The organism is Longitalea luteola, from assembly GCF_017356035.1.
Classification (GTDB): Bacteria; Bacteroidota; Bacteroidia; order Chitinophagales; family Chitinophagaceae; genus Niastella; species Niastella luteola.
Genome location: NZ_JAFIQX010000006.1, coordinates 115,644 through 140,463, shown reverse-complemented (window position 1 = coordinate 140,463; position 24,820 = coordinate 115,644). Strand labels below are relative to the sequence as shown.

Sequence of the window (24,820 nt, the reverse complement as noted above, 5' to 3'; positions counted from 1 at the left end):
GGGCAATGGGCAATATGCAAATTGGAAAAACGAAATCTGCACGGCGCCGGGTCAATAAAGCAATGCCGGCTCAATTCACACATTCCCAGCGACTGGTAGTTGTTATTTGAAATTTGTGATCGTTTGCGCGTTTGGCAACAATTGTTAAGGTCATTGCAGTTTACCCGTTTAGCTGTAATATTGCGTTGTTTTTCAAAAAAAAGGTGCTGAGACTGAGGGATTTAGACTTCTTGTGTGGCCAGGCGTGTTTTGGCATAGTTTTTAAAATTGTTTACGACCAAACACAGATATTATGAAAAGAATCGTTGCTCTATTAGCTTTACTGGCCGTTTTGACCGTTACCCGAACCCAGGCTCAGTCTATGGGATCTGATTATCGTACCGCTATTGGTGTTAAATTCTGGCCGGGTGCTTTGACTGTGAAGCATTTTATCCGCGATGACCGGGCTTTGGAAGGCATTTTTTCCTTCTGGAACCACGGTTTCCGGTTTACCGGTTTATATGAGTTTCACGGCGATATCAACAGCGCTCCCGGCCTGAAATGGTATGCCGGTCCCGGTGCTCACTTCGGCGTGTATAACGAACGCTGGCATCGTCATGGCGATCATTATTATGATGATGGTGATGCTTCGTTTGGTGTTGACGGCGTATTGGGACTTGACTACAAGTTCAACGGTGCTCCAATTGCCATCAGCCTTGATGTTAACCCATACATCGAATTCCTGAATGGTGCGTATGTAGGCGCCTGGGGTGGTTTGGGCTTTAAGTTTACGTTCTAAAGGACCTGAAAAAGAATTAAAAAAGCGTTCCGGATCCCGGAACGCTTTTTATTTCAATTGTAGATTATTAAGAGATCCGAATTATCAAATTATCGAACGATCACATCTGATAATTGGCCTACCCCAGTTTAAACAGGCTGTCTACAAACTCGTGTTTGTCGAATACCAGCAGGTCTTCCATCTTCTCACCTACTCCGATAAACTTTACCGGTATTTTAAACTGATTGGCGATGGCCAGCACCACTCCACCTTTGGCTGTTCCGTCGAGTTTGGTAATAGTGAGCGCTGATACATCGGTGGTGGCGGTAAAATGTTTCGCCTGTTCCAGGGCGTTTTGACCGGTAGATCCGTCCAGCACCAGCATTACTTCATGGGGCGCCTGGGGAATCAGTTTTTGAACAACCCGGCGGATCTTGCCCAGTTCATCCATGAGGTGGGCTTTGTTATGTAACCGGCCGGCCGTGTCAATGATGATCACATCAACGCCCCTGGCCAGGCCGCTTTGCACGGTGTCGAAAGCTACAGAAGCAGGATCGGAACCCATGGCCTGTTTCACAATAGGAACGCCTACCCGCTCGCTCCAGATGGTTAACTGGTCAACCGCGGCAGCCCGGAACGTATCGGCGGCGCCCAGTAAAACTGATTTACCAGCTTTTTTGAAGTTGTAGGCCAGTTTACCTATGGTAGTGGTTTTGCCAACACCATTCACGCCCACCACGAGCATCACAAATGGTTTGGCTGGCAGGGCGGTATTGAAATTATAGCTGTTATTTTCCGGCGCATCAACCAGCACGGCTTCTATTTCCTGTTGTAGTAACCGGTTCAGTTCGCTGGTATTGAGGTATTTGTCTTTAGCTACCCGTTGTTCGATCCGTTCAATGATCTGCACCGTGGTATCAATGCCTACATCGGCACTGACCAGGGCATCTTCGAGGTTATCGAGTACCTCTTCATCAACAGTACTTTTGCCGGCAATGGCTTTGGTGATCTTCGAAAGAAATCCCTCCTTTGTTTTCTGCAGTCCCTGATCGAGCGATTCCTTTTCTTTTTTGCCAAACAACTTCCCGAAAAAACTCATTTTCCTGATTTTAAGGCTAAGATAAATGATTTGTGGTCGTGAAACATCAAACAGTCTATGGTGAATGCTTACCCGCCCGTAGCGATAGCGAAGGCGGGGTCAATGGCACGCGGTTGACATACAGCAAAGCAAAAAAGCCTTCCTGTTCGGAAAGCTCTTAAAAAATCAGGTACTTATAACTAACCTAAATAATATCTTTTCTAAGCGAAAAGCTTATTTGCCAGACATGTAATCTTTAACCTTGTCTTTGTGCACAATAGCCTCTTTAAAGGTATATGCACCTGTTTTCTCGCTACGTACGGCACGTATTACTTTAGTCCAGTTCTTTGCCTCGGCTGCTGCTTTAGCATCCTTGGTTTTCGCGTTTTTCGAAGCTGCTTTTGCCATGACTTGCTAATTTGATAATGTGATAATTCGATAATGTGATAATGAAATAACAGTATTGTTATACATCAGCACACCAGCAAATTGGCTTTTTATTTAATTTCTTTATGAACCGTTACCTTTTTCAGGATCGGGTTGTATTTTTTCAACTCCAGACGTTCAGGAGTGTTCTTTTTGTTCTTGGTAGAAATATACCGGCTGGTACCAGGCTGTCCGCTGTTTTTGTGCTCAGTACATTCCAATATTACCTGAACTCGGTTACCTTTCTTTGCCATTGTTATTACGCTTTAAAAAATTAATTAGATTTTTTCACCCTTTGCGCGCAGTTCTTTCACTACGGGCATTAAACCTCTTTTGTTGATGGTACGAATACCTTCAGTTGATAACTTCAGGGTGATCCATTTATCTTCTTCGGCCAGGTAAAAACGTTTTGTTTGCAAATTCGGTAAAAACCTACGTTTGGTTTTAATGTTGGAATGCGAAACTTTGTGTCCTGTTACTGGAACTTTACCTGTCACCTGACATACTCTAGCCATGACGCATAAAAATTTAGGACGGCAAAGGTCGCAAAATCTATGGAATTCACAAACTCTTACCAAACTTTTTTTACTGTTTTTTCAACACCTGTGGATATGTAAAGCTTGGAAATGTGCAATTTAGTCATTTTAGGCAGGTTATTCACATTTTTGGCGCCTTCCCAAAGTTCCGGGCCGGCCGTAAAACCCATTGCCGGCGGATATCATTCAAATGCCTCTGCCGCAAGTTTGCTTAAAACCGGCAATATTACTAACCTGCCTCTGGCACCGATTTGGCCAAAAACCTGATATGCTGGTAAGAAGAATGAACATACGGCCATTGCGGCCGCTGTGACAGGTTATATAAGATCCCGGCTCAGTAAGCGCCGGGTGATGCGTGGTAATTGATTTTTGTACCCGCAGGCAGTAGGAACTTAAATATCTTCGCTGAATGAAACCTGGAGTTTTCTTAAAAAGCACTTCCCTGCTGAATGACACTTTCTTCGGGCATACTGTACTATTTATTACAGAATACAACGAAAAAGGAGCCATGGGTTTTGTGGTGAATCAAAAATATCCCAGAAAGCTTAACGAACTGGTAGAATTCAACCACATAAAACCTTTTCCGTTGTACGTTGGCGGACCGGTTGACCAGGAGCACCTGTTCTTTATTCATCAACGGCCTGATCTGATCAAAGGCGGACAACCCGTAACTGATACCATTTACCTGGGGGGCGATTTTACATCAGCTGTAAATCATATTGATAATCATAGAATTAATGAAAATGACATGAAGATATTTTTGGGGTATTGCGGCTGGGACTACCGGGAGCTCGACGAAGAAATAGCAGAAGGCAGTTGGGAAGTACTGCAATGGAAAGACCCTTTTTCAGTTAGTCAGTTAATATAGCTTCTACAAAACCATCATACCCACATCCTGGGCAATCACTTTACAGGACAGGTCACTACCCCTGCTAAAATTCACATCCCTTTTGTAATACCTGCTCACCATTCGATTTAATAATTCCTTAATTTAATTTTAATTTACAAGCTCCTCACCTTTGGCAGAACATCTTCATACCCAATTGTATGAAGAAATGATCGAGGCACAGAAATTAAATATATTATTTTAACGTTTAAACCTGGAAACCAGGGGGATTCCTGCCAAAACAAATATGATCAACCAGATGAAACGTAAAACTATAGCCCGGGATATTAGTTGGTTATCTTTTAATGCAAGGGTATTACAAGAGGCCGCTGATCCAAGTGTGCCTTTGCGCGAACGGATCAAGTTTCTGGGAATATTCTCCAATAACCTCGATGAGTTCTTCCGCGTACGGGTGGCTACGCTTAAACGTATGACCCAGGTAGGTAAGAAAAACATGCACATGGAAGTGGCGCCGGGTAAGATCCTCGATGAAATACAACAGATCGTGCTGGAACAACAGGCTGAGTTCAACCGCATCTGGGAAGGCGTACATAGGGAACTGGAAAAAGACAGGATCTACCTGATCACTGAAAGATCATTGAATAAAGAGCAACAGAAATTTGTTCAAACCTTTTTTGAGGAAGAAGTGCGCAGCAATACCATTCCGCTCATGATCGAAAGTATTCCGCAATTTCCTTACCTGCGGGAAAAATCAATTTATCTAGGTGTGGTGCTGTCACGTAAAGACGGTAGCCTCAAACGGAAATATGCCATTATTGAAATTCCAGCCAAAGCCAATGGCCGGTTCATTCAATTGCCTTCACCTCCCGGGGAACACCATATAATATTGCTGGAAGATGTTTTGCGGTTCAACCTGAAAAGTATATTCTCCTATTTCGGGTACGATCGTTATGCCTCCTGGGTATTTAAAGTAACCAAGGACGCGGAGATCGATATGGATAGCGACATTTCCACCACCCTTATTCAAAAGATCGAAAAAGGGGTAAAGAACCGGCGTAAGGGCAAGCCCGTGCGCTTTGTATTCGATAAGAATATGGACCCCGGCCTGCTCGATTACCTGATCCGCAAGTTGAATCTGTCGCGGAAAGACAGCCTCATCCCCGGCGGCCGTATCCATAACTTCCGGCACTTTATGGATTTTCCGGACGTTTTTGAAAAGAGAGGCCACCGCAAACGGCCATTCGTACATCCCATGCTCAAAAGCGCCATGCGGGTAACAGATGTGGTGCTGCAAACGGATATAATGCTGAATTTTCCTTACCACTCCTTTCATGCCATCATTGACCTGTTGCGGGAAGCTGCCATTGACCCCGATGTAACCGTCATTAAAATAACTGCTTACCGGCTGGCCAGTAATTCAAAAGTGATCAATGCCCTTATCAATGCCGTGCGCAACGGTAAACAGGTAACGGTGATGCTGGAACTGCGGGCCCGTTTCGATGAAGAAGCCAACCTGGAATGGAAAGAGCGGCTGGAAGAGGAAGGCGTTAAAGTATTGATCAGTATACCCGACCTGAAAGTGCATGCCAAAGCCTGTCTTATTAAAAAGCGGATGAATAATCATACGATCCATTACGGCTTTATCAGCACCGGCAACCTGAACGAAAAAACGGCCACCGTATATGGCGACCATTGCCTGCTCACTTCCGACCGGCATATAATGGCCGATGTTAACCGGATCTTCAATTTCCTGGAGAAGCCTAAAGAGGGTATGCATTTTTTAAAGGCCTGCAAAACCATCATTCCCTGCCCTACCGATCTGCGGAAAGAATTGCTGAAGCTTATTAACCGGGAAATAAAACATGCAAAAGAGAAAAAGCCGGCAGGCATTACCTTAAAGATGAATTCCCTGAGCGATGAAACGTTGATCGAGAAGCTGTATGAAGCCGCCAGATCGGGTGTAGAACTAAAACTCATCATCAGGGGCATCTTCTGTATGTATTCTGAAAATAAAAAATTCGTAAAACCCGTAAAGGCGATCAGTATAATTGATGAGTATCTTGAACATGCCCGCGTATTTATTTTTCATAATAATGGTGCTGAAAGGGTATATATTTCATCGGCCGACTGGATGGTGCGCAATTTAGACCATCGTGTAGAAGCTACCTGTCCGGTTTTTGACGAGAATATTAAAAAAGTGTTGAAAAATATTCTTGAAATACAACTCAGTGATAATGTAAAAGCCAGAATTTTGGACAATGAACTGAGTAACCGGTATGCGCGTGACCGCAAGCTTAAAAAAGTACGGTCGCAGGTAGAAATATATAATTACTTACACCAAAAAAGTAACGTAATACCTGGTGCGCCAAGATCTGAAGAGGTAACAGCACCTGTAGTGATTGGCGAAGCACCGGCGGTATAATGACTCATGAAACTGGCGGCTATTGATATAGGCAGTAATGCAGCACGATTGCTGATCTCGGATGTTATCTTTTCCAATAACAAAAGACCACAATTTCAAAAGGTGAACCTGGTACGGGTGCCTTTGCGGTTGGGTTTTGAAGTTTTTGAACAGCAAAAGATCTCGCGGGAAAAAGAGGACATGATCCTGAACACCATCAAAGCTTACAAGCTCCTGATGGATGCGTATGGAGTACGACATTGCAAGGCTGCCGCCACTTCCGCCATGCGGGATGCTTCCAACGCTGGCGAAATTCTTGCCCGGGTAAAAAAAGAAACAGGCATCGGCATTGAAGTGATCACCGGCGATGCAGAGGCTTCGCTCATTTTTGAGAACCACATTGCAGAAAACCTCGATAAAAATCACACTTATTTATATATAGACGTTGGCGGTGGCAGCACCGAAGTCACCTTTTTTGCCTTTGGCCGCCTGATCTTCAAACGTTCTTTCAATATTGGCACCATCCGGCTGCTCAAGAACCAGGTAGACGATTTCCTATGGGGTGAAATGAAAGATTTCGTAAAGCGCGAAACAAAACCCTATCAGGACATTGTGGCTATTGGTTCGGGTGGTAATATAAATAAGGTGTTTTCCCTCTCAAAACGAAAAGAAGGCAAGCCATTGCCGCTGGAACTGCTGAAGGATTATTACAAGGAACTAAGCAGTTTTTCGGTTGCCGACAGAATACGCATTTATAAATTACGGGAAGACCGCGCCGACGTCATTGTACCGGCCCTTTTTATATATATTAATGTAATGCGTTGGGCAAACATTGAAGAAATACATGTGCCCAAGATCGGATTGGCCGATGGGTTGATCCAGCATTTATATGATGAATTAAAGGCGAAAGGCGAAGTTCTAAGTTCATAGTTCACAGTTTAAGTTCATAGTTTACAGTTTAAAGTAACTTAATAACTCAATAATTCATCAACTGCTTCATTTTTAATTTATTATTCTTCTTTTTTCATATTTCCCTGAAACTTGTAGCCTGTAACCTGCAACTTGTTTGTTTAAATTCACCTACCTTAGCAGCCGCTAACAACTGCGAGGAGCATTATGAATGTGTTTTATTCTAATGCAGAGCCATATTCCCTCCCGCCTTACACGCATTAAACTCCCAGTTATGTCGGTACACGTTAACAAAGAAGTAAAAAAAGTAACGACCCATACGTTACAAAGAATGAAGACCGTAGGCGAGAAAATTTCAATGATAACGGCCTATGATTTTTCCTTTGCCCGTTTATTCGATGAAGCCGGTATTGACGTAATACTGGTAGGTGATTCCGCCTCGAATGTGATGGCCGGGCACGAAACCACCCTGCCTATTACCCTCGACCAGATGATCTATCACGCCTCTTCGGTTATCCGGGGCATTAACCGTTGCTTTGTAGTGGTTGATCTGCCGTTTGGTTCTTATCAGGCCAATTCAAAAGAAGCGCTGGCCTCTGCCATCCGCATCATGAAAGAAACCGGTGCGCATGCCGTAAAGCTGGAAGGTGGTGAAGAAGTACTGGAATCTGTAAAGCGCATTGTAGCTGCCGGCATTCCGGTGATGGGGCATTTGGGATTAACGCCTCAATCTATTTACAAATTCGGAACCTATACCGTTCGTGCAAAGGAAGAGGCCGAAGCCAATAAACTGCGCCAGGATGCAAAGCTTTTGCAGGAAGCAGGTTGTTTTGGGGTTGTGCTGGAAAAGATCCCTGCTGCGCTGGCCAAAGAAGTATCTGAGTCGCTGGTAATACCAACGATCGGTATTGGCGCCGGCATGTATTGCGATGGACAGGTACTGGTCATGCACGATATGTTAGGGATCAATACCGAATTCAAACCGCGTTTTTTACGGCAATACCTGAACCTGCATGAACAGATCACCGGTGCCGTAAAGAATTATGTAAACGACGTGAAGGCAAAACAATTTCCCAACGATAAGGAACAATATTAACGCTGAACGCTCACAGCTGAACGCTTAACGCCGAACGCACAGAAATTTTTCTGCAGCGTGCAGCGTTAAGCGTTTTGCTTTCTGCATGTTGCTGTTTATTTCGTTAAAACACGGGTGGTGGTTGCGGGTTTTACGATGCTGCCTAAACGTGAGTGTAACAACTTAGGACCAATCCCGTACATGGAGTTATTAAAAAAAAGAAGCCCTTTGTAGAAACAAAAGGCTCAAACGATTGCTTGCCATATGAAAGTGCAAATGTACTTCTTTAATGTTATCGTTGTATTAATCCAATGTATAAAATTTGTTAAGATTAAGTGTTTGATAAACGTTTGTTAGTCTGGGCGCCGCTTCCACGCCTCATGTGATATAACGATGAGTTATTGGCGGTTAGCTCTTCTTTGTTTGAACTCCTCTTTTCTTTCGTCCTGCTGTTGCTTGTATATTTTGAACTGTTCTTTCGTCAGTACTTCTTTCATCTTCCTGTCCTTTTCTGCATTCAGCGATTTGTACTTTTTATACTTGGCCAGTTTTGAACCATTTGAATTCTTTAATTCCGAGATCCCTTCAAACCAGGTGGTATTAATAGCATCTACTTTTTTAGATTGCTCCTCTGTAAGGTTGAGTTTTTCCTTATACTCCTGGTACCTGGCTTTGGCTTCGGTTTTTTGCGCTTCGGTCATTTTAGATTGTGCAGAGGCGTTGATTGCTCCTAATGTAATTACTACAAGCGCTGTGATGATCCTGATAATTTGTTTCATAATGTATGTTTGTGCTGTTTGCGTACAAAGGTCGTTGTTCATGGGCTGAGCGTTCGGGTTATCTGGCTTAAGCTGCTCAATTTGAGGGTTAAGCTGCTGGTTTCGTTGTTAAACCGTCTTCAGTTGATTACCCGGCCATCCATTGCCTGAACTGTCCGGCTTTGGCTTTACTCACCAGTACCGGTTCTTCGGCATTGGGCGATAAATGCAGGCAAAACCGTCCGTTGAAATAGTATTCAATTTCTTTAATTGCCCTGCGATTGATGAGAAATTGCCTGTTGGCCCGGTAAAACGTTTCGGGGTTTATTGTTTCCGCCAGTTCATCGAGGCTTTCTTCCAACAGCCAGTGCTTCTTATCGTAGGTAATACCCCGCACTACCCCACTCCTGATCTCGAACCAGGCAAAATCATCTACGGACACAGGAATCAACCTGTCTTTATACGGAATTAGAAAATGACGTTTGTATTGCGTGGCTTTGGTAATGTCGCGCGTTAGCTGTTGCAATAACTGCTCGCTATTCAACACCTGGCGGGTATTATTAAGCCGGTGATATTTCTCCAGCGCCTGCTGCAGTCTTTCTTTTCGTACTGGTTTAAGCAGGTAATCGATGCTGTTTACTTCAAAAGCCCTGATGGCATATTGATCATAGGCCGTGGTAAATATTATCGGTGTGTCTATAGCGCATTGCTGAAAAATAGCAAAGCAACAACCGTCGGCCAGGTGAATGTCGAGGAAGATCAGATCTACTGCGGGGCGGCTTTTCAGCCAGGCCACTGTTTCTTCTACGGTGTCGATAACAGCCACTATCTCGGCAGTCGTTATTACTTCGGTTAACAGGTTCTTTAACTGCTGAACCGCACTTTCTTCATCTTCTATGATGGCAATTTTCATAATTTATTCATTCAATAAAGGAATGGTTACTGAAAAGCTGGATTCGGTTTGTTGGATAATAAGATCGTGGTTGGATAGGTACTTACAGCGTTGGTTTAAATTCTGTAATCCCAGTCCGGTAGATGCTTCCGTTTGAGGCCGTTTCTGCAGGTTATTGGCTACTACCAAACCACCTTCCCGCGTGGTAACAATGCAGATGAACAGCGGCTTGCTGCGGGAGGCTATATTATGCTTTACGGCATTTTCTAGCAGAATTTGTAATGCCATAGGTGGCAGTTTGTGCCGGTTGTAAACGGGTAACACGTTCACTTCAAACTGTACTTTATTGCCATAACGTCCTTTCAGCATATTAATATACGCTTCCACAAAATGCAATTCCTCCTGTAATGATATGGCGTTCTGCTCATGGCTTTTCAACACATACCTGTACACCTCTGACATATTGTTGACGTAGTGCACGGCTGCCTGCTGATCGGTCATGATCAACGAATTGATGGTATTGAATGCGTTGAACAGGAAATGCGGATTTACCTGGTTCTTCAATACTTCAAACCTGGTCTCTGCATTCGCTTTCAATAAGGAAGCGTTGGTCAATCGGATCTGGTAATTATATATTAAGAGGCGGAAGATCTGTGCAAACAAAATGGTCATGATAACGCTCATGCTCATGTTGAGGTTAAACAGGAACCGGAAGATTTGTTCGTTGGCAGGTGCAGGAAATAACCATTTGTGAAACTGCAGGAACAAAGGCACTGTTATAAAGAATACGCCTACACTTAGCGGTAAACGTTGCCAAAAGCTATTGAGATCTATTTTTATGAATCCTGCTTTAATGATACGGGTCTGTAAATGAATAATGAAGAACAGAACAGCAATGAAAAATATATAAAGCGCTCTCAATAATAGATCAGCGTAATTCGGTTGGAAAAGATCATTCATCTGCGCTTTATGGTGTAACCATAACAAACGCGGAATGGATAGTAACGCTGTAATTGCGAATGCAGTCAGCACGATAAGATGCGTACGCGAAGGGTTCATTCACCCATAGACTATCCCCTACCGGCGACGTTTACTTGTGTAAAATATTTTTTTTAAGCTATGTTTGAACGCTTTAACAAATTAATAGTCAGAACTAACGTAAAAAATACGCAGTTTTAGCCCCGCATTCAGGTTATATTGCAAAAAAGCGGTCATGATCTATATTACACAACTCATTTATATAAAGGATGGACAGGAAGAAACATTTTTTGAGTTTGAAAATATCGTTCTGCCTTTATTGTGGAAATATAACGGACAACTTCTCTTTCGTTTACGGCCAACAAGTAGTACATTTGTAGATAATTCAATAGAACCGCCATTCGAAATCCACCTGGTAGCTTTTGAAAATGAGCAGGGTCTTGAGGGGTATCAACAGGACGAAACCAGAAAAAGCTATCTACATCTTAAAGAACAATCTGTTCAATCAGTTGTTCTTATAAAAGGTTCACAGGTCTGATAAATCCAGTTTATTCTACTTTTTTTACAATTCACCGGGTAATCCAACGGTAAGTGAGTCAGGAATGTCAATTTTGGAAAAACCTGTCCATTAATGGGACGGATTTTTTGATATGCCTGAATTAATTCGTTAAGAATCATTCATTAGGAACATGGTATGGCAATTGGGTAATATATAATATGCCTGAGCGGCTGAAAAATGTGTAATCCATACTGTTGTTTTTTATTCTATAATATAAAACGGAATCTATGAATACTAATTTACCCGGCAAACTGTTGAAGAGAAAGTTGTCTGAACTGAATAGCGCTTTGTTTTTTGCTGAAGGGGACTCTTTATTTAAACTACCCAATCACCTGATCACCGAAATGGAGCTTAATGACAATGGTGAGATCAGTTTTGTTATTCCCAAACCTGTACAGGATCTGGAGGCGTTTGATAAGGAATTTCCGGTTCGATTGGAGTTTTTCAAAAAGGGTATTGGTTATCGCCTGAAAGTGCAGGGCAAAGGAATTATTGCAGAGGATGCCGCTGAAATGGAAAAATGGATAGCAGTTTCTGCCGCCCGGCAGGAAAAGGCCCGGAATGAACAACTGATCATGATCAAAGTAATGGTGAAGTTTGTTGATTATACCGGCAACATCAATGGTTCTTTTCCTGGCAGGCTTAAAATAGCCAGCAGGTTATCTGACTGGTTGTTTTCCGCCAAAAGCGCCTCCGTCTCCGTTTAAATATTGAATAAAAGTTAGTTACAGCAAAAAGGCGTCCCGGCCCCGGCCAGGATGCCTTTTTATATGTATTATGGTGTGTTTCAAAGTGCTATCAGGAATATACCTACCTTTGTACCGCTCTTTCTTTATTAACTCCAAAAATTGCCATATGAACCTCCTTCAACGTCTTGAGTATTGGGGTGACAGGCACCATCCCAAATGGGCGGATATTCCCCGTATAGCCCTGGGTTTGTTCTTATGTTACAAAGGGATCGAGTTTCTCGAAAACATGAGCTTTATGATCGGCCGCATGGGTGATTTCCTGCCCAACAGTTATTTTGCCTTAAGTATGCTTGGTCACTATATAGTTTTTGCCCATATAGTGGGCGGTCTGTTCCTGGCGGTGGGGTTGCTTACAAGGGTTGCGTGCATTATTCAGATCCCTATTCTGATCGGTGCGCTGTTCTTTATTAACCAGGAAGAAATGTTCCGTCCTTTTCAACAGATAGCTATTACCGTAATTGTTTTGATCGGGCTTATTTATTTCGCCATCGCGGGGAATGGACCCTGGTCGGTGGATAGTTATTTTGATGAAAAAGACCGTAAAGCCACCTAAGCCACTTTTAACTGACATATAAAAAAATCCAGACCGTTATTGAACGGCCTGGATCCTCTATAGCTTGTAGTGGCCTTTTTACAGTGAATAGATATAACACAGCTCCCAAATAAGATCAACTGTTTCTTTTAATCCGATCTTATTAAAAAATTCCTTTTGCTCACCGTCCATGGCAGCTAACACTTTCTCGATTATTGGCTGGCATTTCTTTTTGTTGTTCAGGATCTTCTTATCGTTGTTCGCTTCTGTCAACACCATTTTATAAAAAGGTAAAGTGAACTGCGTGTATACTTCGTACGCCCTGTTCTTTTCTGAAGGATTGGCCAACTCCTTTTTTGACTTTTGCATTAACGAATCCAGGGCGCCGCCTTCTATCATTTCGATTATTCTGCTTTCACAATCTTTGAAGAAATTTTCATCTAATGTTTTATTGTACCCGATCTCAACTTTAATATGCGCTGATAAACTTTCCAAACCGTCATCAGGTCTGTCAACCGGTCCTACCCATAAGTTGGTTTCCAAAGAACCATCCTGTTTGTACACCCTCGCAATTACATAACAATAGAAGATATCGTCTATGTGCTTGCTTAATGCTATCATATTATCGTACCACAGCTTTTTGGGTGACTTAAAATCATATTTGCTGATCAAGGTATCGAACTCATTAACAACACTATAAAATTCCGACATTATGCTATGTTTTATCTAATTACAATCCGGATACGTTTTACCATGCGTACGGGGAATTCCATTGTCATCCATTTTTTTCAGGAAGTCCTTCATATCATCTGCCACACTTGGATCGTGCTCAAAATGCCAGTGCGGGTTTGCTCTGCCCGCCGCCTTGTTGGCAATATCTTTGTCTAACTGCCTGTTCATTCTTTCGAGCGACTCTTTGGTTCTTGGGCCTTTTGAAAAATTATCGGATTTATATTCTATATCCTTTTTATCATAATACTTGTCATATTGCCTGCCACGTATATTCCTTCCTTTGTTACCCTCACCGAATATTTCATCCGCCCGCTTGTCGTGCCATTTCTTGGCCCAGTTCAACCATCCTCTGCCGGTTCCTGCCAGACCCAGGATATCCACTTCACTATTTACATCAGGTACGTATGCATATAACATACTCCCTCCTAATAACCCTATAGGGTCCTGGCTGATGTAGGTTCCCATTTGCGGGTCATAATACCTAAACCGGTTGTAATATAAGCCGGTCTCCACATCTTCGTACTGGCCCGGAAACCTGAATGGCAAAGAACTGTTCTTGCCGTGTAAAGTTCTGATTCTTCCGTAAATATCCAAAAATCCTTCCCAAACAATTTTTCCTTCGCTATCGTACATCCATTGCGGTGTGCCCAGATGGTCGCATATAATACTATAGGTTTCACCATTTTCAATTTTTGCTGCCGGTATATATTTACCTGCCTCAAACACCCACGTTATGCCGCTAACGGCATGGAGCGCATTATGCGGATTCGGTTCCTGTTTATCAAAGGTCATTTCGCCCCATTCATTTACCACTACGGATGGTTTTTCTTTTTCGTCGTAGGTCCATTCATGTAATGGCACATCATTATCCCAGACCCAGCGGGTTATTTTGCCGGCAAAACATTTAGAGATGCGCCGTCCCAGGGCATCATAGGTGAACGTTATTTCTTTTCCATCGGGCCTTACTACTTTTTTCAACATGCCATTGGCATACCACTCATAGGATGTACTTTTTCGGTTCGACTTGTCTGTTCTACTGATCAGATTACCTTCTTCGTCGTATTTATAAGTATATTGTTGACTTTCCTGTAAAGCGCCGGCGTTATTGTATTTACGGTCTGTTTTTGTGGTGCTTTCGTAAATATTGCCCGTTGCATCCGTAGCACGATGGATAATACTGTTATCGGCATACTGTGCAAATACCAGGCTGCTGAAGGTTTCATACCTGAAATGATTATTTCCCTGCGACAGGGCGTCAAACACATTGGTAAGCCGGTCGTTCGCATCCCAGGTATATTTTTTCCAGCTTTGCACAACTCCTCTTCTACTCACTTTGTGCTCACCAGGCCTTGCAGCCTGATCATATCGCCATTCACTGGTTAATCCGCCCGGTAACAGTCTTTCTATTTCCTGTCCTGCCTGGTTGTATTTCATTTGGGCTTCCCACAACAGGTTGTTCACCTTTGCCTGCATATTGGTTACCAGGCCCAGTTTATTGCGCTGCAGTTGTATAGCGGCGCCTAAACTACTGGTAATGTTAATGCGCTCACCTGCCTTATCATAGGTGCTGCGTACAAGGTATCCGTCCTGTTCTTCTGTTTCTATATAACCCAGTTTATTACGGGTGAACCGAACATGACCAAATTCATTGATGGCTTCCTGCAGGTTCCCGTTCCTGTCATAATTATACAATTCCCAGCTGCCATCATGGTATTCTACCCGGGTTATCTGGCCATTGGTGTCGTATTCGTATTTTGTATAACGGCCACCGGCACGTATCACTTTCGTGGTCTTGCCGGTGGCATCGCGTTCATATTGCCGTTGCAAACCGTCGAACCCCGTTTCATTAATAATTTCTCCGCGTTTATTGTAACCAAACGAATAGTGCCGGCCCGCTTCATTTACAACACTGTTCAGGCGCTCTTCCGTATCATACAGAAACTGCATTTCGCGGTTATGTAATTTTCTTTTTTTCAGGCTGCCGAGCGCTGTGTACTCAAACTGTACACTATTGTGCCGGTCTGCCGCCTGCGTTACCTGGGTATACGCATTATACTCGAGCCTTATCGTATTCCCATCGGGCAAATACATATTGCTTATGCGATTCAAGGGATCATATTCGAAATACCGGACCTCGCCAGTGGTATTGGTGCTTTGTATGCAACGGCCCAGCGCATCATATTTCCAGTGAGCGGTTGCCCCGTCAGGCAATTGCAAACCCGCCAGGTTCTCATCTTCATCATACGTCATCATGGTTTTGCGGTTGCCTGTTTCAATTACTGATGCCAGTTGTCCCTCTGCGTTGTATTCGTAAGCAGTATTGCGGCCGTTCGGATAATTAATGAACTGAAGCCGCCGGGATGGATCATAACCAAAGACCTGGGTGCTGCCATCAGGATTGGTGATCAGTGTTATCTGATTGTGCTCGTTGTGGTGGTACCGGATGCTGGTTCCATCGGGAAAGATCTTTTCTTTCAGCCGTGATCTATTGTCATACACATAACCTGTTATATTTCCCGCTTCATCGATTTCCCGGTATATATTAAAGTCTTCGGTATATTCAGTGTACCGGTGATTGCCATAGTGATCCGTTTCCTGGATGCACAAATTATTTTCATCGAAATAATAAGTGGTGTTTTCATCCAACGAGTTGGTAACGGTATTATGTCCTTTACCGTATTTGATAAACCCGGCCAGCACGCCGCCATCACCCCAGGTATGGATACAACGCTTTTTGCTATCGTATTCCCAATAGAAACTTTGGCCATTGCGATCTGTTTTTTTGATCATCAGGTGATAACGGTACTCAATAGTGGTTGCCTGATTCAGGGCATCGGCGATGCTTACCAGGTCGCCGGCTTCATTATAGCCATAGGTGACCAGGATCTGTTCAAGCCCGCGATGTTTAACTATTACCTGGGTGATCCGGTGTTTTTTATCTAACTGTATCAGCAGTTGCCGCCCGGCGGAATCTGTTATGGCGCTGAGATTCCCGCCGGTATAATGCAACTGAATGCGATTGCCGCTGTAATTCTCTATAAATGACAGCCGCCAGGTGCCGGCTTTGGTTTCAAGGTTGAAGTGATAGTAGAGCGATCCATTATAATCTTCCAGTAAAAAATGACCGTTCTGTTTGCGGCGGAGCAGTATGTTTTCCTGCGGATGATAGAATTCTTCTCCCGGATGTAATAATGGGAAGACCGCGAGCCGGCCATCGGCCAGCATGACCGATAAACATTCGAGCTCCGGCCAGATCTGTACTGTGCGGTCATAGCATAATTGTACGCCATGTCCCAATGGGCCTTCAATGGAGGAGTCGCTGTCCCAGTTGCGTGTCCAGCTTATGGGAATAGGACCTGGCAATTCAAAATCGGTATATTCATAATTCACGCGGCCGGTGATGAGATCAACCGGTTCAAAGCCCACTTTGCACAAGCGGCTGCTTAATTTTTGAGTAGATGGAAATTGCTTAAGTACCTTATGATTTAACGCCTTCAGCATTTTACCGCCGGCTTTACCGAACCCTTTCAGCAGGGAGCCAAATGCAAATGCTTTTAATAAGGCCATTAAGCTGAAGTTGGGCACCAGCGGACCGCCTACCATTACCGGTTTACCCCATTGCAGGGGAATACAGAAAGAGGTTGGCAGGTATAAGGATGGGATGGGTTTTAATTTTTTTCCGGGACTGAATGACAATGGTAACCCGATGTCGTTACAGGTCATGAGCACAAAGCCGGCGCCGCTCATGGGCGCGCCATCGATTGACACGGTTTTGCTGCCGAAGAAGTTCTGGCTGTCGTGCCCGATCATGGGTATTAACGTAAAGCCGGCGCCAAATGGAATATGCACGAAGGTTATGATCATCCCCGCTGTATCGCAATTACCACGCGGAACGTTATTTACTTTTACCGTAGCGCCAATAAAGGGTAAATAATCGAATGGGTCGATAACCAGACCGATGTATGGATGTGGAAGCGGGATGAAAGGAAAAGGCATATTCACAAAGTGAATATCTATGCCGATCACCGGTTTCAGGTGTGTATTGGCTACGTACATAAGGTTTGCTTAATTGTTCGGTTGTATAATTACCTGGCGGCCTGAACCATCAACCTATTGAGGCTTGCCGGCAGCCGCGGATTGCTGTTTTATGGCATCCTCGAATAATGACCGTACTGAATAGGTGCCATACTTTATTTCATCAAAAGCATATGGAAGCAGTTTCTGTAAGATCGTTTTGATGTCGATCTTTTTCGATCCGCAGAACCGGATCAGGTCACTGAAATAAACCATTTCATCACGGGCATCCGGTTCCAGGTTCCTCGCCATAAACAATACCAGGCTGAGGGTTACATATTCCGCACTTCCGCTTTGTACATTAAGATCCATTTCTTCAAATGTGGGCGTAATGTAGTTCTTCAGGCGCTGGGTATCTTCCAGCAGAACGGCCATTGGTTGCAGGTCTTTAAAGGCATTGCCGGCCAGCACTTCGCCTATGGTCGTTCTGATATATGCCAGTTCGGGTTGGATCTTTTCCCTGTATTCCGATTCTATCGATCGCATTTCTTCCACCCAGCCTTCCTTGGTAAAATCGATGCGGCTTTCTTTTGCCCGTAATTCATCTACATACTTGTGGGTTATTTCTTCGTCTATCAGATCAATTTTCGACTTTACAGTGGTAATACTTTCCATATTGGTTTTTTAGTGGATAATGTTGTTCTGTGCCGGGCTTTATTGAACTGTGATCTCCCCGGCGTTCGCCTGTCTGATCTTTTTCTTTGTATAATTCTGCTTCAGTTCCTCAATGGTCTTTTGCCAGTCATTACCATACGCTTCGATCATTTTGCCGGTAACCGTTGCTGCCAGTTCGTCTTCCACATCCTGCTTTTGTTTCGTATAGTCATAGGCCATGAAAGGATATTCTGAAGCCTGTATTTCATCTGTGGTCAAACGGTTGGTGAGTTGTAGTGCCTGCCGGCTGGCCTGTAATTTTTCTTCCTGCCAGTTCTTGTAGTCGGCAAATACCCAGGCCTTATAATAGGCAGATACTGCCTGCGTGGGAAAACCAAATGCTACCGCTTCATCTCCTGCTTTCATAAACCACTCGAGGGCTTCTTTTCTTTCTTTCTGGATCTGGCAATCGGCTCCTTTGTACGTATAATATTGCAGGAGCATGGACTTGATAGATTCATTGCCCGCGGCAATTTCCTGTTTACACAACCTGATGCCGGTATCGAGCAGCTCGTTTATGAGCTCATGGTCTTTAAAATTGAACAACATGCCGGCATAGGTGATGTAAGCCGTGGCCAGCAGACTTTTGTCGCCGGTCTTTTTACTACTTTCAATGGCTTTTTTGCCCCACTCATTTACACCGGCTTTATTTTTTTTGCTGGCAGCCGCTCCCATCTCAAACATACATTTACGGAAAAATGCATAGGGGTCGGTAGCTGCCCCTGCGGTTGCGATCTGCCTGATGGCATCCTGCATGCGCAGATCATGTTTCAGCGTAACGGTATAACCGTCGTATTCTTCAAACACTTTACCCCAGAAATTGCCGTCTACGTGATCAAATACCAACAACTGCATTCCCGGCTCCCTGGGTTGTTCCATCCACTGCTGCAGCCATTGCTGAAATTGTTGCAGACTGTTCAATTGCTTAGGCAATACACTGAACACAAAAGGGGTGTTGGGTTGGCCGATCCAGTTCTTATAAGACTGGATCATGGCCGGCAACAACCTGTCGCAGTCAGCATAGTTCTTTTCTTCCACTGCCTGCCGGAACGGCGTTAGATCCCAGGCTGTTTTTATTCCTGCTTTTTCGAGCAGCTGTATTTGTTTTGGATCATCATATTCCTGCAGCCAGTTTTCAATGAGGTCATGGCTATAGGTTTTCAGGGATGTAAATGGTGTATAAAAGAATACAAACAGGTTATCGAGTTTTCCATGCGGAGATGCTTCGAGCCGGCAAAATCCTTCGTACATGCGATGGTCTTCCGGTTTCAGCATCCAGCGGATAAGGGTGTGTTGAGGCTGAACATTGTTATTCCACACCTTCACCATCTCATCGATGCGGATGGTTATGGGATTATGCTCATTCATAGATAAATGTTTTGTGCTGACGCCATTACACAGAAATTATTTTAGTTGCTGAGATCCAGACCATCCAAATGCATATCAGGATGAAGAATTACAACAACTAAAATATTTTCCGGCCTTTAGCATGGTTGCATGCTGCGGCGAACTATATAAGTTTAGCAATTGATCAATACCTGTCCTCCAACAACGCAGGTGGTTAATTTACCATCTATGGCAACCTGGCCTTCCGACGAATCGACGCTTACATGTTTATCGCCGCTTACAATGGCCATGTTCTTACTATACATGTTTGCTACATTGCCGGAAGTCATATTGGCTACTTTGTCGGAATGGATCGTCATTTCATTCAGGCCATTCCAGGTACACACATCGGTGAGGGTACCCGTAAGGGTCTTTGCATCTACTTTGATCTCTTCTTCCACATCAATTATCATATTCTTTGTAGTAAACTTTATTTCTTCCTTGGCATCGATCCATATTTTTTTATTCGCCTTCACAGTGATGTTACCGGCGCCGTCGAGCAAAATGCTATTACCGTCTTTATCTTCGATGAATACACTGCCGTCTGCGTCGTTCATGACCACTTTATTGCCGCTGCGGGTTTGCAGGGCTTTTACATCATTGCCGCCGTTGCTGAAGCTATTGCTGGCTTTGCCATGATATACTGTTCCTATTATATATGGTTTGGTAGGACTATCGCCTTCAAATCCTACGATCACTTCTTCACCTACTTCGGGAATGAAGAACATGCCTTTGCCCCCACCGCCGTGTGGACTGGTAACCCTGATCCACGGTGTTTTTTCCGTTCCATTCATCCAGTGGAATTTAACCCGTACGCGGCCCAGTCCTTTCGGATCATGGTTATCGGTTACGATTCCGCTTTGTGTTTCAGAATGCGGCATGGCGCCTGCTTTCACCGGCGGTACTTTTATGCCGGCGGGAACGGCGGTAAAGTCGTTGTTGTAATTGCCGTGCCCATCGAAATAATGGTTGATGGAAAGCACGGTGTACTCGCCGTAGTTTTCACCCGACTGGTTGTACAGGTTACGGCCCTGAACATTTATGTTGCTGCCGATCTTCACGCCGGGATGCTGGCTGCTGCCGGTAAAGCGAACCGTATTACTGCTTTGCATAGCCGTACGGATGTTGATGGCATCATCCAGTTGTTTTTTATTGCTTACAAACTGGTTATTCCAGAATTTCGGCTGGGTAGCATACACATTGTTACTGGCCTGTAGCACATGACGTCCCAGGTCGTTGAGGCCGGCTTTGCTTTCAATGCTTTGCGGCGTACTGTTATATACTTCATGGTTCAGGTAATCATAAGCCATCATCTGGCTGTTGGCCGGTTGCACCTGCAGCGCCATGCTGAAGCGGCTGATATTGCTGCCAAAGGTGAGGGCCGTTGCTTCCGACGGTTTGGGCGCGCCTATCTGCAGTTGGTTGCCATCGTAGAAAAGCCATTCGCCATAGTTGGCGCAGAGGAAAGAGAGGAATTGCCAGGCAGTTTGTTTGTATTGGACCATATAGGCCAATGTTTCCGGGTACGTTGGCGAGATCTGCGGTTGCAGCAGGTTTTGCGGAAAATGTTTTAATACATCCTGGGCAATGTTCTTGATGGCTTTTTTCTCCCAGCTTTTGCAGTGGGGACCATTATCCAGTACAATGGTGGGACTGGTTCCGGAGATAATGATATTGCCTGTGTGACCGCTGAAACGGTCGGCTTCTACCTGCATCACAATGCCCCTGAACTGCAATCCGTTTCCGGCGCCGGGGGTGCTGAATGAAGCCTGTAATACACCACCAATGAGGTTGCGGGAAGATTGTAACATGCCGCCTTCCAGTCCATCCAGGGATTCAGCAGGACATACAAGCCGGAAATAGTGGTGGTCAAAAATATTCTGGGTGAGCTGAAAAGAGGTAATTTGTTTAATAGGAGTTCCGGCAATGGTTATATTGCTACTAATTAGTTGGGCCATAAAAAATGTTATGTCGTTTATGGTTATTGGTCAATATGCTAATACTATTGTGCTAATCTGCTAATGGGCTGATGTGCTAATGCAAGCAGACAATGAATCGGGAATTTGCCTTCTGCCTTTCGCCTTAAGCGTTCAGCCTTTAGGTTCAAGCCCTGAGCCTTGCGCCTTGTCACTGCGGCCAGTTGTTTTTGAATTTCGATTCGTTCAACTTCACTTCCTTGGCGCTGAGTGTTATCTGCACCTGCATTGGGCTATCACTGTTATGATCATAGGTTTCGTAATAATCCACACAATGCGCATCAGCAAACTGCAGGGTCTTCAATTTGCTCATATTATCCCGGCGATAAAAAGTAATGGTGCCGCTTTTGGTTTGGGTTGGACTAACCATCCAATCAAATAATCCGGTATTGCCATTGCTTTCTACAACGAGGGTCACAGCGCCGCCTTGTGGAATGGCGGTCGGTTTGCCCGTTCCATCGGTAGCCTGGGTAAAGCGAAATGCACAATGCAGAATATTCATCTCATCGCCATCTAACGAAAGTTTTGCAACAAAAGACATAGAAAATTGATTAGTGTTTTAGGATTAACATGGCTTTTATGGAAGGGGCCATTCACCCCGGTAGTTCCGGGATGAATGGCGTTCCTTACTTACTGGTGATGATATTTTTATTATACCCACTCGTTTTCATGCTTGCCACTACCTACTTCAATGGTCTTTGCGCTCAGCGTGAAAGTTTCAGTTACAGGGCTATCGTTGGAGCCGTCGAAGTTTTCGCGGTACTCTACCAGGTAAGCTTCTGTAAACTTCAGTTCTTTCAGGGTGGCATCGGTATCCCGTTTGATGAATACGATAGAACCATCTTTGCGTTCGAAGTTGTTGATCATCCACTCGAAGTTTGTAGTATCTCCGGTTGACTCAACGGTCAGGGTGATCTTTCCACCACGGGTGATAGAAGAAGGACGCCCAGTTGCATCGGTTTCCTGTTTCAATGCATAGGTACATGCAAGAACATTGACTTCTTTTCCGGCAACTTTCAATTTGGCTTTGAAAGACATAATTAATGGTTTTGATGTTTAAAAAAATGGTATATAGACCAAAAAATAAAAAAAAACGATCCCTGTTGGCAATGCCGGCAGGCGTTGCCAGTGACCTGCGTGTAAGCTATCCGCTATAGGTGAACGTGCGCTTATCGCTAAGCCTGACCCTGGATCCTTCGATCTGCACGGCATCCGCCAGCGGCGGACATGTGCTGAGGGTCTTAAATGGTGTTAACCGTGGAGTTAAAACGGCGATGCAAATAGACTCCATGCAGCATCATTTAATAATGACACTGTTACTTGCTACTACAGAATAGGTTATCCATTGAGGTGACTCAAGGGAACAGGGTTGCCGTTTGGGGGTGTTAGGATGGATTTTGAAACTTGGAACTATACCTATACTCAGAATACACGATGTATAGCTAATCATCCGATACATCGAATGCACTCAGGATTATTTATCCTGCTCGTATTTAGAAGACCATTCCGTTTTGTCGGCATCGTCTCCCTTCTGCCCCTCTAACTTGATCATGAAGGTTTTTGCGGGAAAATACGGTTTCATATGAATGTCGAGGTAAATGCGGTCTTTCTGAACAGGGTCCTGCTCAAACCGCTTGATGGTAAAGTTTTCAATCAATTTATTGGGACCAGTAATGCCATCGAGGAATTTAACGATCTGGCCGTTCAATTCCTTCCGGGTAGAGGAATTAAAGTTCTCAAAAGCACGACGGTTCAGGAAGTCCATCATCACTTTTGTAACGTAATCAAACACCCGCACTACTGAGTAAGTTTGCAAGCCGAGATTATCGCCATTGAACAGGGTTTTGGCAGAGAAGGCCATTACCTTGCCGTATTCTTTTACCATTGGGATGAGCCCCAGTTTCTCGAGGCTGGCGATCTCACTTTTCTTCAGATCGAAGCGTACGCCATCCACTTCATTGATACCACCGAATTTTTTACCGGCTGTTACCTGCGACATCAGCGTATTGTAGATCTTGCCGGCCAGCGCAGCGGAGGGAGGAACCATCAGGTCGTCTTCCTCGCCTATTTCCGCAAAACGGCCACGGCCAACCAGCCAGTTACAGGTCATGATCACATTGGAACGATAAGGATCGCCACCGGTAAGGTTGGCTGCTTCGAACAATTCCATTACATCATCCGGAGTATCCAGGTCTTCAAAATCGGTAACGAGCATTACTTTATTCTCGTAAGCGATCCTGGCCCATTTCTCTACTACTTTATTGCTGCCGAGATAACCGGGCAGAATAAGAATGCTGTAATTATTGCGCAGATCGAGCCGGTCATAGTTATCAACCAGTTCGTTGTGTATAGCATCGATGAAGCGGGTATTGTCGAGATCCCTTAACTGGTCGGGATCGGCATTTACCACCGACACATTTTTAACTTTCAGGCTTTCGGTGTTCTTGAAGAAGAGGGCTACAGCCCGGTAGGATCTTTCCAGCTGCTCGGTTTCTTTAACAGCTGCTTTCAGGTTCTTTTTCAATACCTGGCTGGCCTGTTCTGACCTTTCATTACAGGTCTGGATCATGTCAGCAGGATCATCAGCGCTTTGCAGTACATCCAGCCACAGCTTCAGTGTTTTCTTAAGCGCCGTGCGCTCTTCTTTTTTACTGTTCTCTTCAAGGAAGATCTTTTTCCTTGCCTTTCTTTCGGGATTGATATTTTGCACAGCATCGATAGCTGATTCCAGCAGATCAAATCCACCGAATTTGGCAAGGCCCTGTACACTGTTTTCCAGTTGTTCAACCGGTTGCAGGTTTTCCTTAAGAGCCGTTTGCTGGGCGGGTTTAATGGATTCAGTACTCATGATAACGATTTAATGATAAACAGATAAATAAGAAATACGGGTGTTACCTGGCTGAGTCAAGCTCCTGTATAAGCGACTGCAAAGCTTTTATAATATGCTCTTTTGTTTCAGGATTGGCGAGCGCCTGTTTCAGCAGTTTGTTGCTTTTTAATTGCTTGATGATCTTTTGATATTGCAATTGCTGCATATTCACATCGCCCAGGTATTCACTTTGGGCTATGATCCCCTTCGCGCCAAAGTCAGACAAACTTTTGAAATGAAGCGTTTCCCGGCGCATGGCGCCGTCTTCCGTTTCAAAGGTCATATCCACTTTGGGTTTGTAATTTTCGAAAACATCATCGATGCTGGTCAAACCTTCAACAATAACAGGTTTAACAGGAGGGTCGAAGGTGAGTTTTTCCGCCAGCAAAACGCGGTTCTGAGGAATGTCTGCAAAGGCTTCGAAGGCATCTGTTTTTACTTCCGTGCCACCAATTCCATAAGGTTCAATGCTCATGATAGATATTTTTGGTTTTCAGATTAAGACTGGCTTTCCGTAACGAACAATCGAATATAATTTACGAAGAAACCGGGGTTTATGGATTGGATATCAGACAAAAAATTCCTGAAGCTTTTTACAAATTTCAATCCAAAAATGTAAAGAACAAACATTT

25 protein-coding genes are annotated in these 24,820 nt (G+C 44.2%); 8 read left to right on the top strand and 17 right to left on the bottom strand.

From position 1 onward, the window contains the following. The first annotated feature begins 292 nt into the window (after positions 1-292). Positions 293-778: a hypothetical protein gene (locus JUB15_RS16555; RefSeq protein WP_207513610.1), complete on the top strand. Its 486-nt coding sequence runs from the start codon at positions 293-295 to the stop codon at positions 776-778. A 118-nt stretch (positions 779-896) separates the two neighbouring features. Here JUB15_RS16555 and ftsY read toward each other — a convergent pair whose 3' ends face one another. From ftsY to rpmB, 4 genes are all read right to left on the bottom strand, one after another. Continuing rightward, positions 897-1,856 carry a signal recognition particle-docking protein FtsY gene (gene ftsY, locus JUB15_RS16550; protein ID WP_207513609.1) on the bottom strand — a complete coding sequence of 320 codons (960 nt, stop codon included), beginning with the start codon at positions 1,854-1,856 and terminating at the stop codon, positions 897-899. A gap of 213 nt (positions 1,857-2,069) precedes the next feature. After that, positions 2,070-2,243 (bottom strand): DUF4295 family protein, encoded by a 174-nt coding sequence (locus JUB15_RS16545; protein ID WP_207513608.1) that lies wholly within the window; start codon positions 2,241-2,243, stop codon positions 2,070-2,072. Between the two features lie 89 nt (positions 2,244-2,332). Next, the gene (gene rpmG / locus JUB15_RS16540) at positions 2,333-2,515 is read right to left on the bottom strand and encodes a 50S ribosomal protein L33 (protein WP_038107717.1); all 183 of its coding nucleotides are present in this window, start codon (positions 2,513-2,515) and stop codon (positions 2,333-2,335) included. A gap of 24 nt (positions 2,516-2,539) precedes the next feature. Continuing rightward, on the bottom strand, positions 2,540-2,776 hold the full coding sequence (gene rpmB, locus JUB15_RS16535) for a 50S ribosomal protein L28 (RefSeq protein ID WP_081155212.1): 237 nt from the start codon (positions 2,774-2,776) through the stop codon (positions 2,540-2,542). 430 nt (positions 2,777-3,206) lie between these two features. Between rpmB and JUB15_RS16530 the strand changes: the two genes are divergently transcribed. The 4 genes from JUB15_RS16530 (at position 3,207) to panB (ending at position 8,050) form a co-directional block, all read left to right on the top strand. Beyond that, a complete protein-coding gene (locus JUB15_RS16530; protein ID WP_207513607.1) occupies positions 3,207-3,665 on the top strand; it encodes a YqgE/AlgH family protein in 459 nt (152 codons plus the stop codon). Positions 3,666-3,942: 277 nt separating this feature from the next. Beyond that, a complete protein-coding gene (gene ppk1 / locus JUB15_RS16525; protein WP_242696378.1) occupies positions 3,943-6,066 on the top strand; it encodes a polyphosphate kinase 1 in 2,124 nt (707 codons plus the stop codon). A 6-nt stretch (positions 6,067-6,072) separates the two neighbouring features. Then, positions 6,073-6,975, top strand: coding sequence for a Ppx/GppA phosphatase family protein (locus JUB15_RS16520; RefSeq protein ID WP_207513605.1), 903 nt, complete (start codon positions 6,073-6,075; stop codon positions 6,973-6,975). A 253-nt stretch (positions 6,976-7,228) separates the two neighbouring features. After that, complete coding sequence (gene panB, locus JUB15_RS16515; RefSeq protein WP_207513604.1) at positions 7,229-8,050, top strand: 3-methyl-2-oxobutanoate hydroxymethyltransferase; 822 nt, start codon at positions 7,229-7,231, stop codon at positions 8,048-8,050. A 377-nt stretch (positions 8,051-8,427) separates the two neighbouring features. On the opposite strand, the gene JUB15_RS16510 is transcribed toward panB, so the two are convergent. The 3 genes from JUB15_RS16510 to JUB15_RS16500 form a co-directional block, all read right to left on the bottom strand. After that, positions 8,428-8,808 carry a hypothetical protein gene (locus JUB15_RS16510; RefSeq protein ID WP_207513603.1) on the bottom strand — a complete coding sequence of 127 codons (381 nt, stop codon included), beginning with the start codon at positions 8,806-8,808 and terminating at the stop codon, positions 8,428-8,430. 127 nt (positions 8,809-8,935) lie between these two features. Next, positions 8,936-9,700: a LytR/AlgR family response regulator transcription factor gene (locus tag JUB15_RS16505; protein WP_207513602.1), complete on the bottom strand. Its 765-nt coding sequence runs from the start codon at positions 9,698-9,700 to the stop codon at positions 8,936-8,938. Between the two features lie 3 nt (positions 9,701-9,703). Continuing rightward, on the bottom strand, positions 9,704-10,639 hold the full coding sequence (locus tag JUB15_RS16500; RefSeq protein ID WP_207513601.1) for a sensor histidine kinase: 936 nt from the start codon (positions 10,637-10,639) through the stop codon (positions 9,704-9,706). A gap of 253 nt (positions 10,640-10,892) precedes the next feature. Here JUB15_RS16500 and JUB15_RS16495 point away from each other — a divergent pair, with 253 nt between their 5' ends. From JUB15_RS16495 to JUB15_RS16485, 3 genes are all read left to right on the top strand, one after another. After that, positions 10,893-11,195 (top strand): DUF1330 domain-containing protein, encoded by a 303-nt coding sequence (locus JUB15_RS16495; RefSeq protein ID WP_207513600.1) that lies wholly within the window; start codon positions 10,893-10,895, stop codon positions 11,193-11,195. Between the two features lie 248 nt (positions 11,196-11,443). Continuing rightward, positions 11,444-11,923, top strand: coding sequence for a hypothetical protein (locus JUB15_RS16490; protein ID WP_207513599.1), 480 nt, complete (start codon positions 11,444-11,446; stop codon positions 11,921-11,923). A 148-nt stretch (positions 11,924-12,071) separates the two neighbouring features. Next, positions 12,072-12,518, top strand: a complete 447-nt coding sequence (locus JUB15_RS16485) for a DoxX family protein (protein ID WP_207513598.1) — start codon at positions 12,072-12,074, stop codon at positions 12,516-12,518. Positions 12,519-12,596: 78 nt separating this feature from the next. Here JUB15_RS16485 and JUB15_RS16480 read toward each other — a convergent pair whose 3' ends face one another. The 10 genes from JUB15_RS16480 to JUB15_RS16435 form a co-directional block, all read right to left on the bottom strand. Continuing rightward, the gene (locus JUB15_RS16480) at positions 12,597-13,208 is read right to left on the bottom strand and encodes an Imm25 family immunity protein (RefSeq protein ID WP_207513597.1); all 612 of its coding nucleotides are present in this window, start codon (positions 13,206-13,208) and stop codon (positions 12,597-12,599) included. Between the two features lie 15 nt (positions 13,209-13,223). Continuing rightward, positions 13,224-17,285 carry an RHS repeat-associated core domain-containing protein gene (locus tag JUB15_RS16475; protein ID WP_207513596.1) on the bottom strand — a complete coding sequence of 1,354 codons (4,062 nt, stop codon included), beginning with the start codon at positions 17,283-17,285 and terminating at the stop codon, positions 13,224-13,226. A 54-nt stretch (positions 17,286-17,339) separates the two neighbouring features. Beyond that, on the bottom strand, positions 17,340-17,918 hold the full coding sequence (locus JUB15_RS16470) for a hypothetical protein (protein ID WP_207513595.1): 579 nt from the start codon (positions 17,916-17,918) through the stop codon (positions 17,340-17,342). 39 nt (positions 17,919-17,957) lie between these two features. Further along, a complete protein-coding gene (locus JUB15_RS16465; protein ID WP_207513594.1) occupies positions 17,958-19,325 on the bottom strand; it encodes a hypothetical protein in 1,368 nt (455 codons plus the stop codon). Between the two features lie 152 nt (positions 19,326-19,477). Then, positions 19,478-21,301, bottom strand: a complete 1,824-nt coding sequence (locus JUB15_RS16460) for a type VI secretion system Vgr family protein (protein WP_207513593.1) — start codon at positions 21,299-21,301, stop codon at positions 19,478-19,480. Positions 21,302-21,470: 169 nt separating this feature from the next. Next, positions 21,471-21,860: a type VI secretion system tube protein TssD gene (gene tssD / locus JUB15_RS16455; protein ID WP_207513592.1), complete on the bottom strand. Its 390-nt coding sequence runs from the start codon at positions 21,858-21,860 to the stop codon at positions 21,471-21,473. A 110-nt stretch (positions 21,861-21,970) separates the two neighbouring features. Then, positions 21,971-22,357, bottom strand: coding sequence for a type VI secretion system tube protein TssD (gene tssD, locus JUB15_RS16450; protein WP_207513591.1), 387 nt, complete (start codon positions 22,355-22,357; stop codon positions 21,971-21,973). Between the two features lie 106 nt (positions 22,358-22,463). Next, positions 22,464-22,610 carry a hypothetical protein gene (locus tag JUB15_RS16445; protein WP_207513590.1) on the bottom strand — a complete coding sequence of 49 codons (147 nt, stop codon included), beginning with the start codon at positions 22,608-22,610 and terminating at the stop codon, positions 22,464-22,466. A 183-nt stretch (positions 22,611-22,793) separates the two neighbouring features. After that, positions 22,794-24,167 (bottom strand): DUF5458 family protein, encoded by a 1,374-nt coding sequence (locus JUB15_RS16440; RefSeq protein WP_207513589.1) that lies wholly within the window; start codon positions 24,165-24,167, stop codon positions 22,794-22,796. A gap of 43 nt (positions 24,168-24,210) precedes the next feature. Beyond that, a complete protein-coding gene (locus tag JUB15_RS16435) occupies positions 24,211-24,663 on the bottom strand; it encodes a type VI secretion system contractile sheath small subunit (protein WP_207513588.1) in 453 nt (150 codons plus the stop codon). Positions 24,664-24,820 lie beyond the last annotated feature (157 nt).